Source organism: Candidatus Zymogenaceae bacterium (assembly GCA_016931225.1).
Taxonomy (GTDB): domain Bacteria; phylum Desulfobacterota; class Zymogenia; order Zymogenales; family Zymogenaceae; genus JAFGFE01.
Window position 1 is genome coordinate 49,430 of sequence record JAFGFE010000024.1, and the last position, 13,172, is coordinate 62,601.

12 protein-coding genes are annotated in these 13,172 nt (G+C 53.6%); 7 read left to right on the top strand and 5 right to left on the bottom strand.

Annotation, left to right across the window (positions count from 1 at the left end; all coding sequences use genetic code 11):
• Positions 1-17: 17 nt before the first annotated feature.
• The 5 genes from JW885_10280 to JW885_10300 form a co-directional block, all read right to left on the bottom strand.
• Positions 18-938: an efflux RND transporter periplasmic adaptor subunit gene (locus JW885_10280; protein ID MBN1882548.1), complete on the bottom strand. Its 921-nt coding sequence runs from the start codon at positions 936-938 to the stop codon at positions 18-20.
• Between the two features lie 63 nt (positions 939-1,001).
• Positions 1,002-2,336 carry a TolC family protein gene (locus JW885_10285; GenBank protein ID MBN1882549.1) on the bottom strand — a complete coding sequence of 445 codons (1,335 nt, stop codon included), beginning with the start codon at positions 2,334-2,336 and terminating at the stop codon, positions 1,002-1,004.
• 79 nt (positions 2,337-2,415) lie between these two features.
• Positions 2,416-3,642: a multidrug effflux MFS transporter gene (locus JW885_10290; GenBank protein MBN1882550.1), complete on the bottom strand. Its 1,227-nt coding sequence runs from the start codon at positions 3,640-3,642 to the stop codon at positions 2,416-2,418.
• Positions 3,643-4,073: 431 nt separating this feature from the next.
• Complete coding sequence (locus tag JW885_10295) at positions 4,074-4,661, bottom strand: TetR/AcrR family transcriptional regulator (GenBank protein MBN1882551.1); 588 nt, start codon at positions 4,659-4,661, stop codon at positions 4,074-4,076.
• Positions 4,662-5,141: 480 nt separating this feature from the next.
• Positions 5,142-5,738, bottom strand: coding sequence for a tetratricopeptide repeat protein (locus tag JW885_10300; GenBank protein ID MBN1882552.1), 597 nt, complete (start codon positions 5,736-5,738; stop codon positions 5,142-5,144).
• Positions 5,739-5,870: 132 nt separating this feature from the next.
• On the opposite strand from JW885_10300, the gene JW885_10305 reads away from it, so the two are divergent.
• The 7 genes from JW885_10305 (at position 5,871) to JW885_10335 (ending at position 12,696) form a co-directional block, all read left to right on the top strand.
• Entirely contained in the window at positions 5,871-6,023 is a 153-nt protein-coding gene (locus JW885_10305) for a hypothetical protein (protein ID MBN1882553.1), read from the top strand.
• Between the two features lie 55 nt (positions 6,024-6,078).
• On the top strand, positions 6,079-7,041 hold the full coding sequence (locus JW885_10310) for a DUF362 domain-containing protein (protein MBN1882554.1): 963 nt from the start codon (positions 6,079-6,081) through the stop codon (positions 7,039-7,041).
• A gap of 20 nt (positions 7,042-7,061) precedes the next feature.
• A complete protein-coding gene (locus tag JW885_10315) occupies positions 7,062-8,597 on the top strand; it encodes a 4Fe-4S binding protein (GenBank protein MBN1882555.1) in 1,536 nt (511 codons plus the stop codon).
• Between the two features lie 485 nt (positions 8,598-9,082).
• On the top strand, positions 9,083-9,898 hold the full coding sequence (locus tag JW885_10320) for an AraC family transcriptional regulator (GenBank protein MBN1882556.1): 816 nt from the start codon (positions 9,083-9,085) through the stop codon (positions 9,896-9,898).
• A gap of 141 nt (positions 9,899-10,039) precedes the next feature.
• Entirely contained in the window at positions 10,040-10,915 is an 876-nt protein-coding gene (locus tag JW885_10325; GenBank protein MBN1882557.1) for an aldo/keto reductase, read from the top strand.
• Between the two features lie 203 nt (positions 10,916-11,118).
• Positions 11,119-11,307: a tautomerase family protein gene (locus JW885_10330; protein MBN1882558.1), complete on the top strand. Its 189-nt coding sequence runs from the start codon at positions 11,119-11,121 to the stop codon at positions 11,305-11,307.
• Positions 11,308-11,670: 363 nt separating this feature from the next.
• Entirely contained in the window at positions 11,671-12,696 is a 1,026-nt protein-coding gene (locus tag JW885_10335; protein MBN1882559.1) for an aldo/keto reductase, read from the top strand.
• The last annotated feature ends 476 nt before the right edge of the window (positions 12,697-13,172 follow it).

Consider the following 13,172-nt stretch of genomic DNA (forward strand, 5'->3'; position numbering starts at 1 on the left):
CTATGTTACCCATGGGATTATTCGGTGACGATAACCAGCCCGCCGTCTTCCAATCCCTCCTGACCGGAGACGACGACACGTTCGCCGATTTCGACGCCGGAGAGGACCTCGATCAGGTCGTCGGAGACAATGCCGATCTCCAGTGAGCGGTGGTGCGCCGTGTCATCCTCGATCACAAAACAATACGGTTTTTTCCGTCCCTCCTCGTCATACAGCACCGCCAGGGCGGGAACGCAGACGACGTCGGTCTTCTCCTCGACAATAACGGAGACATACCCGAACATGCCGGCAACGAGGCTCATCCCTTCGTTTTCAAAAAGGATCGCCATCCGACACGTCCTGGTATCCGTATCGAGGACCGGGCTGATTTCGCTCACCTCCCCGGTGAACACGTGGTCCTCGACAGACGGCACCGTGAGCTCCGCCTTCATGCCGAGCCGTATCTTACTCATTTCCCCCTCCGGCACCTTGATGACCGCCTTCATCTCGTCTCCCGCAACGATCAGGACAAGGGGGGTCGACTCGGTCGCCAGTTCTCCCGCGTCCAGATAATTGCGGGCGACTATGCCGGAGATGGGCGCCCTGACGGTCACAGGCATATAGACGTCCCACGTCTCCTGACGCTGGAGGGTGACCAGTATCTGGCCCTTCCGCACGGCGTCCCCTTCGTCGCAATGATACGAAATGATCGTGCCTGCTGCGACGCTGTAGACCTCCGCCTCGGCGAGGGCATGGATATCTCCGGTATAAAAGAGGGTGTCCTTGATTGTTCCGGGGGAGACCTCGCTTACGGCGACCGGCGTGCTGTCCCCGCCGGGAGCAAATCCGGGAGGAAACCCCTGGGGGGTGTGATTGAGGACAAACCTGACAATCGCCAGCACGATCATCAGTACGATGATGACCGCCGCCCCGATCTTTACATACGTCTTTTTTTCCATAATTCCGGGAGCCTTCCTTGCTTCTCCATGTAACCGCTCTCTGTGCCTCCGTCGGCGGATGCGTCACGGAACGTCATACATCACAAAGTCGACGCCCACGATCATTTCCAGCCGGGCCAGCGCCTCCTCATAGCCGTACAGAGCGGTGTAATAGTTTACCAGGGCGTCGGTCAGCGACAGCTGGGCGTCCAGCAGCTCAAGGAGGGTGTCGATGCCGTTCTGATAGCGAATCTCCGCGATCTCAAGATTCTTCCGCGCAAGCTCGATGTTCTTCTCCTGCAGCTCGATGACCTTCTTCGCCTCCGTAAGATCCAGGTATGCGGTCGAGACGTTCAGCCTGATCTGGCGTTCCGCCTCTTCCCGGGCGATCTTCGTCTGCTCATACTGCGCCTTCGCCTGTTTTGTCTTCGCCGTCGCCACTAAAAACTCCGATATGGGAAATTCGACCATCACCCCTGCGGTGAACTCCCAGTCGTCCTTATTGAAACTGACATCGAACGTGTCGCTGTTCGAGTAATCATAATTGGCGAAGGCGCTGACCGTCGGAAAGAACTCACCGACGGTCATATTCAGGTTCTTCTTGGCGATGTTTTCGTTGAGCTTCGCCAGTATCAGCTCGGGGCTTTCCGTCTCTGCGATCAAGAGATACTCCTCCAGGGTCAGCTCCCTCGATTCCACAGGAAAGCTCCCGTCGATGTCGATAGGCTGGGTGATATCGACGGCAAGGAGCATCTTGAGATCCTCCAGCGCCGTGGAGAGACTGTTCTCGGCCTGTATCAGCGACGTCTCCGTATTGATCAGCTCCACCTCGATGCGCATCAACTCGTATTGGGAAACGAGGCCGTTTGCGAATTTGTTCCGGGTAATCTCGACGTTTCGTGTAATCACCTCCAGCTCCTCGGTCCGCATGGCTGTCTCCTCCCGGGCAAGCAGCACCGAGTAGAAGGCCGTCTTCGTCTCATAGATGATGCTCCCCACGCTGCTTCGGAACTCCTCCAGGGCGAGGTCCTTCTGGAGATATGATGTATTGATGCCCCAGAGCGTCCTTCCACCGGTAAACACGGGGATAGAGGCGCTGAGCCCCAGGGTGTAGCTTTCACTGTAGGACGAGCCGCCGCCCGACAATCTGGAGGAGCCGGCCGTGAAATCGGTGTAGGTGTATCCCCCGTTGGCGCCGACAGACAGGATGTCGGCCCAGGTTTCAAGCACCACCCCCGAGGCAACTTTTATCTCCTCGGCGGCGATACGGATATCGGCGGATCGCTTGAGGGCGATCTCCAGACATTCGTCCAGGGTATAGGTGAAGGTCGGCTTTTCTTCCTGTGCACAGACCGCACGGGGAAAGACCACACAGAAAGAGACCCACACGATATATATCAATATGCTGTATTTTTTCACGATCTTCTCCTTTTCACATCGCCGATACATCGGCACAGGATACAGATATGTGATTTTCGGCCTTTCACTCTCTTCGCCGTCAGTCAACGGTGAGATAGCTCTTGACCTGTTCCAGTCGGGAGGCTACCGCGAGCCATAGGATTATGCTCACCAGACCGGTACACAGGGTCAGCACCCCCAGCACGGGGACGAGGTTGTTCCAGTCGAGGGAAATCAACAGCATGCCGATGCTGCCGCAGATAATGCCGCAGAATCCGATCAGCGACGATGCAGATCCCGCGTCCTCCTTCTGCTGCTCAAGCAGCAGGTTCGTCCCCGGCGGGCGTACCATACCGCCGAAAATCGTCGTCGGGATGATTGAGGAGATCAACAGCCAGGGACTGACGGTGCCGAGACAGAGAATCAGCACGCCGCTGATGATGATCATGATGAAGCTCACCAGGATGAGCAGATTTCTCTCAAATCTCCTCGACAACAGCACATACAACAGCGGCCCGACGGGACAGAAAACGGCGTTCATAACGAAGAAGTAACTGAACTGCATCTCGGTCAATCCGAAATGCTCTATGAACACGTACGACGATCCGGCCACATACGCCATCATCGGAATTCCCATGACTGAGAAGACGGGGAGCAATATCGCAAAGCTTGGATTCTTAATGACGACGCCCAGCCGGCCCAGGGACTCGACGATCGTTCCCGTTTGCCGGGTACGCAACGTCTCCGTAATGGTGAGGGCGCCCAGGAATCCGGCAACCCCCAGCCCGGTCATCACCCAAAACACCCCCCGCCACGAGGTCCATTGCAAAATGATTGCGCCCGGAACGGGGGCAATAATCGGGGCCAGGAGCATCATGGATTGAACCACCGCCAGGATCGACTCCCGCCGGCGACCCGAATAGGTATCCTTGATGATGGCGATGGCCACGGCGGCCACCGCCCCGGAGCCCATCGCCTGGAAAATGCGAAAGACGATGAGCTGATGAATATCCACGGCGAACGCGGACAGGACGCTTGCCGCCGTATAGAGGCCGACGCCCACGAGCAGGATCGGTTTTCGACCGTATTTGTCGCTCAGCGGCCCCCAGAAAAGCGTTCCGATGCCGAAAAAGAAAAAAAACGCGATGATGGTCATGTTCACCTGAGACATGGGGGCGTCGAAGGATTCCGCCATGCCCGGCAGCGCCGGAAGATACAGATCGGTGGAAAAGGGAGTGAATGCAGAAAGATAGGCGAGAAGGTAAATCAAGCCTCTCCGTCCCAGTATGCGTTGTTCCGTTCTGTCCGTCAGTTCGCGTGATTCCATATCCGTATTATACCGCCTTTCGAATTCGTACCAACCAAAGAGAGTTCGTGATGCCCGAACAAACCGCGTCGTCCCCGATGGGACGGGTGCGATGGGGGAGCGCCCTTCGGAAGCATGCCGTATTCGGCACGCCTCCGAAATAGCGAACGCCGGGAACCCGGCACCGTCCTGAGACGATGAAACGGCCCCGTTCATGCTCAAGCCCTCTTTTTATGCCATTGTGAATGCACTAGCAACTCCGACTGCGGCACACAGGGATATACAATCTATACATTTCTGCTATATTGTATACTTCCCCGGGCAAAAAAAACCTCTCTTTTGATACGACAGAAACGGTATTACATCCGCTTCATTAGACGTTCCAAACAGACAAAAGGTTATGCAGTGGAGCTGAAAAACCACACGGTGCTCGTTTTACGCCGCCGTATGTCTCACGGCGATCCCGATCGACGGGGCAGGATGCCGTTGAACAGAAGCTCGAGCATCATCTCGATCTCCCGGTGTATCTCCTCGGCCGACTTCCTGTTCATCATCGACACCGCGCCGATGTCACGGGAGAAGCTTAAAACCCCCCTAACGGCGATGTCCATGTCTTGAATATCAAGGCTGCCGTCAGCCATCCCCTCGGCCAGTATCTTCTTGACTATCTCACCGTAGACGACGAACTGTCGGTGCATTCGCGCCCGGGGAATCGGCGGGAGGACGTCCAGTTCATCAAATCGAACCGATACGAAGAATTTTCTCATGCCGGTTATCTCGGCCAAAAGGAACGCCCTGAGCTTCTCGAACGGTCCCGTCTCCTGGGCCACGGCGAACTCGATACGTTTTGTGGTCTCTTCGAGTTCCTGGTCGAAGAGGGTATCGACGACATCATTGGTATTTTTAAAATATTTGTAAAATGTCGCTCGGGAGATACCGGCGTTATTGAGAATATCCTCAACCTTCAGCGACCAGAAGCCGTACGTGTTGCACAACTGATACGAGACATCGAGTATCTTGTCTCTCGTTTCTTTTCTCATGACACCGTAAATTTTACAATATAGACAAATTGTATGTATTGTTTACACTATTTCGAAAACAGCCACCTGTCAAGCGAAATAGTCTTCGGCAGCGTATCGACAGTACAGTATCTCGATACGGCATCAGGCGAGTGGGGTCATGTATCTGAAGAGCCTTATACATCCTGCTGGCGATCCGGGGTCGGTGGCGGATATGCGGAAGTGAAAAACAGACCCGGCTCCGACCCGAAACATTCACCGCCGCACGGGCGCACAGATGCGCCGGTGCGGCCGTCACGGGCTTTCCCCAAAATGCTGGGGTGTTCTGGGATATCTCGGTTGGAGGGAGAATTGTATCGTGTGAAAAAGGGGGGGGCTGTAATGAGACGCCCCCGGGCGGTGGGCATCTCCCATCATGCCGACCCCCTCCCGCCGCAGTGCGTTCGACGTCATATCCCGGCGGCCGGCATGTTTTTTCTGACGAACAACTGATGTGTTACATCACTCCGACGTGTCGGCGGGGAGTTTTGAGCTTACGTACTCCAGATAGACCTGATACTGTGTCTCATAGGGATTCATCTCCCGCGCACTTTCCAGGTATTCCCGGGCCGTCTCCCAGTCCTGAAGGGCGATATACGACAGCGCCAGTCGGAAAAAAAGCGTCTCATCGTCGCCGATGAGGTTGAGGGCCCGCTCGTAATTCTCAATGGCCAGATAATAGAGGCCCAGGGCATGATAGGTCACCCCGATATTATGATAGACGGTCACGTACGACGGATCCCGATCCAGCGATGCAGAAAACGCGTCGAGGGCGCCCTTGAAATCCCCCAGGTGATAGCGGGCGATACCCAGATAGTTGAAGACGTCCGGATCGTCCAGACGCACCTCAGCCGTCTCTTCGAAAAACAACGCCGCCTCGTCATAACGCCCCTCATCGATCAATTCCAGGCCCGGGGAAAGCAGTGGATCCACCTCTTCCTGGGCCGGTGCACCGGCGGCGAAGAGGCCCACGGCCAAGAGACCCGCGGCGGCCACACCAACGATTCCGGAAATGCGTTTGCCGGACGGGGCGGGACCATGAGAGAAAAATAATGTCATATCTCTTTACAGAAATTGATAATCCGTGCTACAGTAAATCATAAAACATCACCGGCCGATAAGTCAAGCCGGTTCACACGCAGAACGGATGGGACCCGGCCGTATCACGGAATATTCATCGGAAAAAAAACCATGACCGAAAAAAACAACTTCATCGTCAAGACCAATGACGCCAAGGCGGGGGACATTACCAAGGCCCTGAAAGCCGCCGGTGTGGACGTCGTAAGCGTCGCCCTGGTCCACAGCGAAACGTCCGAAACGGAGAACAACCAAGCGGCGGAATAGTCCGGGACCGATCCGACACCCGCTTGTCTCCGGGGGGAAGAGAGGGAGGAGGAATATGGGCGCTGATGCTACAAAAAAGGGGCAAAAGGGACCCGATATATGCCTCCACGGACGGCTGACCCGACGGGATTTCGTAGCCTGTGGCGCCGTCCTCTCGGCGGCGACGCTGGCAGGAGGGCTGGTCGCCCTGCCCCGCCGGGCTCACGCCGCCGTACCGTTTCTCTCCACCGCCACCGGGACAAACTATAAAAACATCGTCATCGACGCGGTGGACGGCCTCGGCGGCATGAAGATCTTCGTCACGTCCGGCGATGTGGTTGTGGTCAAACCGAACATCGGCTGGAACAGTACGCCTGAGCTGGGCGGCAACACCCACCCTGACGTGGTCAGGACCCTGGTGGAGCTGTGCCTGGACGCCGGCGCGTCCAAGGTAAAGGTCTTCGACCGCACCTGCCACGACGCCCGTAAGACCTACGATTCCAGCGGCATACAGGCCGCCGTCGAGGGACTGGGCGACTCCCGGGCGACCATCAGCTTCATCGACGACCGAAAGTTCGTCAGCATGCCCATCCCCATGGGCACGGCGCTGACCGAGTGGGAATTCTACAAAGACGTCCTCGATGCGGACCGCCTCATCAACGTCCCTGTGGCCAAGAACCACGGCAGCACCACCCTGACCCTCTCGATGAAAAACCTCATGGGTGTCATCGGGGGAAACCGGGGTCAGATACACTGGAATATCGACCAGAAGCTGGCGGATATCTCGAGCCTCATCAAACCGAACCTGATCGTGCTCGACGCCACCCGGGTGATGCTCAAGGGCGGCCCCAGCGGCGGCGATATCAAAAACGTCTCGGTACAAAATCATGTGGTCGCGGGCACGGACCCGGTGGCCGTTGACTCATACGGCGCCACCCTCTTCGGGATGAAGGGGACGGATATCGGCCACATCAGGGCCGCCCATGACATGGGCCTGGGGGAAATCGATCTTGCAAAGATCACCGTAAAGGGCACGTAGGGGCACGGAGGAGTATCGCCGTGGCGGTCGGGCGACACACAACATCCATCCCCAGGAGAATCACCCAGAGCGTCATCCTGTGCGCGTTTCTGGTCCTCTTCATCACCACCACCTACCGGGGCGGCACGGAGATTCACTACCCCATCAACCTCTTCTTTCAGGCGGACCCCCTGGCGGCGGCGGGAACGATGCTCGCCTCCCGGACACTCAACGCCTTCTTCCTCCCTGTGCTCCTGGTATTGTTGGCGACGTTGCTCTTGGGACGGTTCTTCTGCGGCTGGTTCTGCCCCATGGGGGCGCTGTTGGATACATTCCGCCCGCTCATGAAGCCGGTGGATGTGAAAAAAGTCCCCTCCCGGAACCTGAAATATTACCTGCTCTTCCTGCTGCTTGTTACGGCGGCCTTTTCGATCAATCTCGTCGGCATATTCGACCCCATCAGCATCCTCATCCGCTCCCTGACGCTTTCCGTCTATCCGCTTCTTTCGGCTGCGGCCTTCGCCGTCTTCGACCAGCTCTATTACTGGGACATCCCGGGCGTCACCGCCGCGTCAGAGGCGGTCTACGGCGTCCTCCGAGAGACGGTTCTCCCCTTCCGGCAGGGCTTCTTTCTGCTTTCGACGACAAGCCTCGTACTCTTTGGTGCGATCCTCTTCGCGGAGAAGATCCGCCCCCGCTTCTGGTGCAGGTATCTCTGCCCCCTGGGGGCGCTCTTGTCTCTGTTCGCGGGGGTGTCGCTTTTGAGGCGACGGCCGACGGGATTGTGCCCCGACTGCGCCGAATGCAATGACGTGTGCGAGACAGGCGCCTTCGACGACGACGGGAATTTTCTGAAGGGGGAGTGCATCCTGACCATGAGCTGTGTCCGCTCCTGCGAAAAGAAGCGGGCCGCCTATACCGTCGGGTTCCCGCCCAGGGCATCGGCCCCCTCCCTTGTCCGCCGCCACGTCGTCACCTCCCTCGTCGCGGGGCTGGCCCTCTCACCGCTCCTTTTGATTCACCCGAAGCGGAAGCTGAAGGAAAGCCTCGGTATAGACGCCGTCATCCGTCCCCCCGGCGCCCGGGAGGAGCCTCTGTTTCTCTCCCGCTGCGTCAAGTGCGGCGAGTGCATGATGGTCTGTCCCACCGGGGGTCTGCAGCCGGACCTCGTCCGGGGGGGGCTGGAGGGGATGTACTCGCCCATCCTCGTGCCCCGCATCGGCTACTGCGAGTATCACTGCACCCTCTGCGGCCAGGTCTGTCCCACCGGGGCCATCGAGAAGCTCTCCGTGGCCGAAAAGCTCGAAACCGTCATCGGCATGGCGTATATCGACACCAACCGCTGCCTCCCGTACGCCCACGGCATCAATTGCATGGTCTGTGAGGAGCACTGCCCCACCGCCGACAAGGCGATAAAATTCAGAGAGCCGATCGGCGAAACCTCCGCAGACGGCTCGCAGCTCAAACAGCCCTACGTGATAAACAATTTGTGCGTGGGGTGCGGCATCTGCGAGAACAAGTGCCCGGTGGGGGGATCGGGGGCCATCATCGTGACGTCGGAAAAGGCGAAATACTAAGCCCGGATTATGCGGCGGAATCACCCAAATGAGGTTTCAAAAGGGCGTAACTGTCTGGAGTAAAAAAGGGCCGTTGATCCGTAGAACGGCTGATTCGCTAAAGTAGTCGAGGCTTTCATCCCGGGCAACCTGCCATGGTCGGTATTGACGGGTATCTGTGACCCCAGCTTTTTTACTCCGCCGCCGGTACCGGGCCGTGTGTGGACACGGCCGACGGGCTGTGTGAGCTTGACCGACCGTGGTTGAATCGGTGCAAGAACCACGCAGACTGAGGATTTTCAGAGTAACCGGCGAGTAAGTAACTCCCTCTTGTGGATGATGCACACGCCTCAACGGGGCGGATTAAAGCCCGTTCACCCGCCAAAATTCGAGGCCGGAAGGCACAAACCACGAAAAACGCGGCTCTTGCCGCATAATTCGAGATAAAGATAACTTATTTTGTAATCTATTTACAATTTACCGGTCTCATATGATATAACTTCACCATGATTGAGATAAAAAGATACAAACCAACTCATCCAATACTGAGAAACTTGATTGACACTATGTGGATTAACAGCGGGGAACTGCCTGCCCTCAACCATAAGCTTCTCCCAATTAAAAACATCGACCTGATCATAAATCTCTCTTCTCAACCGGTATTACTGTATGACAGTAACTCGGAAATCAGTCTGGAGTCCTGCTATTTCACCGGCATCATGGATCATTTCAAGTATAGCTGGGAAAGGCCCGCTGGAAATATTGAACTCATCGGTGTTTCTTTTTTCCCCACCGGTTTTTATCCATTTTTTGGCATCCCACTGTCAGAATTTAAAAACAATATTATTGATTTGCATGTATTAGATAGGACTCTCTCTGAACAACTTGTCGAAAGAGTAAAAGAGCATAAAACAGTGTTTGGAAAATTTCATACGTTAGAACACGAACTTCTGAAGCTATTAAACATCAACCTGATCATCGATGAGAAGATGAATGCTCTTATTTCAGATTTCACAAAACAAGAAGAGTCTCACATTGAAAGCTTCTGTAATATTCGAGGCATCAATAAACGAAAATTTGAACGATTCGCCAACAAGATTCTTGGTGTTAATCCGAAAGCATATCTGAGAATCAATCGTTTTAGGAAATCACTATATGCTCTTTTACATACCGAATACAATACTTTGACGGAGCTGGCATACAATTGCGGCTATTATGATCAGATGCATTTTATCAAGGAGTTTAAACTCTTTACCGGTTCCTCTCCCACCCAATTTTTGGCTGAAAAAAAAGCCCTGCGACAGATCTGTTTTTTTAGTTAAATGTCGCATTTTTACTATCAACCATCCCTGTCTCACGCTACGTTATCTAAAATCGGCAAAAGCTTTTTTGCTGGTGGGATACTGTTATTAAAAAGGAGACGATGGATGGAGATATCAAAATCGACACGCAATGGGATGGGCATGCCTCTCGTGGGATTCGGCACCTATCAGCTATCAATCGACCAGGCCGAATTCTGTGTACATGAGGCGCTGAAAGCCGGATTTAAACATATCGATTCGGCCGAGGGCTACAATAATGAAGAGGGAACCGGTAGAGGGATAAAAGCTGCCGGAGTTTCAAGGGATGATATCTTTGTAACTACCAAGCTTTTTCCCGGATATACACAGTGGGGGGCTCCCGAAAAAACCTACGAACAGACCATTGAAACGCTGAAAAATCAGCTCAAACAGCTCCAGCTTGACTATGTTGATCTTTACCTGATACATGCCCCACTATCTGAACTGAGACTGGAACAGTGGAGCGCTTTGGTAGAGCTGAAAAAAACAGGGCTGACCAGGCATATTGGAGTGGCGAATTACGATGAAGAGAGAATTAAAGAGATTTTGGATGCAGGCCTGACGAAACCTGAGGCAAACCAGGTTGAATTTCATCCAATGTGTGCCCAGGTTGATTTGACCAGGTACATGAAGGAGAATTCAATCGAACCGATTGCATACAGCCTGCTTGCTCCCCTTTCAACCTGGCGGGCTGAAGAAGGACAGGGTGGAGAAGTTCTTGCCGAGATAAAAGAAGAATGCCAGTTGGTCACCCATGAAATTGCGACAAAACTGAAGGTGACAGACGCCAAACTGCTGTTGAGGTGGGGATTGCAGCACGGCTATTGTGTATTAACGAAAAGCAGTAAACCAGAGCGTATCCGGGAAAATCTAAATCTGTTTGATTTTGAAATTCCTGATACCGACATGGAGCGTTTGAATCGGCTCAATCGGAATCAAGCATTCGCTTGGGCGGCTAATGGTCTTAATCCGATGGAAGTCGCACCCCCCCTCAAGTAAATTCCAATAATCACCATACAAAGAGGAATTCTCACTGTGAGGGATTCCTCTCTGTACGGTATATAAAGGGACTTCTGTCCCAATACGGAGGATTTGATGAAATAGCTGGTCGTACTGATACCGGTTTTGCTCCGTCGTACATTACTCTTCTCTGAGTAACTTTCCAAAAAGATATATCTCGTATCAAGCGAAAGGAGGCCATTATGCCGACCATAACCATCGCACTGAACAAAACCAGCGAAGAAAAAAAGAAGCAGCTTGTAGAAACCCTTTCAAAAGAAGCCGCTGAAATAACTGAAATACCCCTTGAACACTTTTTAGTCTATGTTCAGGAACATCCCAATGAAAATATCGGTGTTGGAGGCAAGACACTCAAAGAAATCTTGGGTTGAAAGGTCAATTTCCGCAGTCTGCGGCCGGAATTCGGCGATGGCCGGATCGGCGGTCGGCAGCTCGTCGTGGTCGTGCCCGCTCTTCCGCCGTTGGGAATCGTCGGTCGATGCGGACGCACCCTCGCCTCGGCGGGGCGATTCGGCTTGAAATCCTTTGGGTCAAATAGACAATAGAATGATTTTCAAAAATGTTTTATGCAAACAGGAACAAATAACTCCGCATTGTATGCGGATACATCCCATTATTTGCCAGTCAAAAAAAGGACAGCTTTCAGTGAAACACGAAAATCGCGGCTCTTGCCGCATAATTAGAGATATGGTATTCTTGTTTCAATATAAAAAACGTCGGCCAGGAGCAGAAGCATGAAAAAAAGTCGTTTAGGCAAGACCGGGCTCATGGTTTCGGAACTCGGTTTCGGCGGGATCCCCATTATGCAGTTGGGAGTAAACGATGCCGCTGAAATGGTCCGGTATTGTTTCGATCGCGGCGTCACCTTTTTCGATACGGCAAACATGTATATGGACAGCGAGGGAAAAATCGGGCAGGCATTGGAAGGCGTGCGCGACCAGGTAATCATCGCCACCAAGACGCTGGAAAGATCCAAGGAAAAGGCGGCCGAACATATCGCCAACAGCCTCAAGCAGCTTCGCACCGATTACATAGACCTTTTACAATTTCATAACCTGTCCGAGGAATCTGATCTGGAAACTGTGCTGGCCCCCGGCGGCGCCATGGAGGCGGCGACGGTGGCAAAAAGTAAGGGCCAGATCCGGCATATCGGGTTCAGCGCCCATAATAAGGACACGGCTCTCAAGGTCGTTCAAACCGGACTGTTTGAGACTGTTCAGTTCCCCTTCAACTTTATAGAAACCCAGGCCCTTGAAGCCTTGCATCCGGCGGCTCTGGAAAAAGACATGGGCATTATAGCCATGAAACCCTTGGGCGGCGGCATGCTCGAACGGGCCGACCTGTGTTTTAAATTTCTCCAGCAACACCCACACGTGATACCCATACCCGGAGTATCCAATAAGGAAGAATTCGATCAGATCATGGCCCTGTACGAAACGCCTCAACCGCTGACCGACCGGGACAGACAGGACATGGAACGCATACGTGAACAACTGGGAGATTCATTCTGCCGGCGTTGCGGGTATTGTCTACCCTGTCCGCACGGGGTGATGATCAGGGAGGCCCAGATGTTTCCGGCCGTTATGAAACGCATGACGCCCCGGCAGACCGTGGCTTTTTTGAAATACACGATTGCCACGGTGGATGAATGCATCGAATGCGGTGAATGCGAAGAGAAGTGCCCGTATAATTTACCCATCATTGAGATGCTCAAAGTGCATGTAGAGGGCTTCCGGAAACTCGAGGCCTCGCTGGGTTGAAATAAATATCGATAAGTCGATTAAATCCAGGGAACCAATGGAGAAGACATCCGCCGACGGCTCGCAGATCAAACAGCCTTAAGTAATAAACAGTCTGTGCGTGGGGTGCGGCATCTGCGAGAACAAGTACCCGGTGGGGGGGTCGGAGGCCATCATCGTCACGTCGGAAAAGGCGAAATACTAAGAAAGCTAAAATAAAATCTAATTGAATACTGCAAAATTATCATGATTCTCTACAACCCAATTATTGATTGCATGGTACAGTTTAGTAGAAAAAAAATAGTTTGAATCATAAGCTAGAAATAGTGCTGCTTTTAAATCATTCTTGGTTTTTTTCCCGTGTATACTCATTCCTAATCTATTTATATTGTATATGTAAGCCGTTATAGATAATATGCGGTAGTCACGAGTTGTGTTGACAGTTTGCCTTCCTGCAAGACGGTTCTACTATACTACGCTACGCTTTCCTCGGCTAC

Bases quoted from the DNA above. Each gene is read 5' to 3' on its own strand.
- JW885_10280 (MBN1882548.1), bottom strand. From the start codon at position 938: ATGGAAAAAAAGACGTATGTAAAGATCGGGGCGGCGGTCATCATCGTA.
- JW885_10290 (MBN1882550.1), bottom strand. From the start codon at position 3,642: ATGGAATCACGCGAACTGACGGACAGAACGGAACAACGCATACTGGGA.
- JW885_10295 (MBN1882551.1), bottom strand. From the start codon at position 4,661: ATGAGAAAAGAAACGAGAGACAAGATACTCGATGTCTCGTATCAGTTG.
- JW885_10300 (MBN1882552.1), bottom strand. From the start codon at position 5,738: ATGACATTATTTTTCTCTCATGGTCCCGCCCCGTCCGGCAAACGCATT.
- JW885_10305 (MBN1882553.1), top strand. From the start codon at position 5,871: ATGACCGAAAAAAACAACTTCATCGTCAAGACCAATGACGCCAAGGCG.
- JW885_10310 (MBN1882554.1), top strand. From the start codon at position 6,079: ATGGGCGCTGATGCTACAAAAAAGGGGCAAAAGGGACCCGATATATGC.
- JW885_10320 (MBN1882556.1), top strand. From the start codon at position 9,083: ATGATTGAGATAAAAAGATACAAACCAACTCATCCAATACTGAGAAAC.
- JW885_10325 (MBN1882557.1), top strand. From the start codon at position 10,040: ATGCCTCTCGTGGGATTCGGCACCTATCAGCTATCAATCGACCAGGCC.
- JW885_10330 (MBN1882558.1), top strand. From the start codon at position 11,119: ATGCCGACCATAACCATCGCACTGAACAAAACCAGCGAAGAAAAAAAG.
- JW885_10335 (MBN1882559.1), top strand. From the start codon at position 11,671: ATGAAAAAAAGTCGTTTAGGCAAGACCGGGCTCATGGTTTCGGAACTC.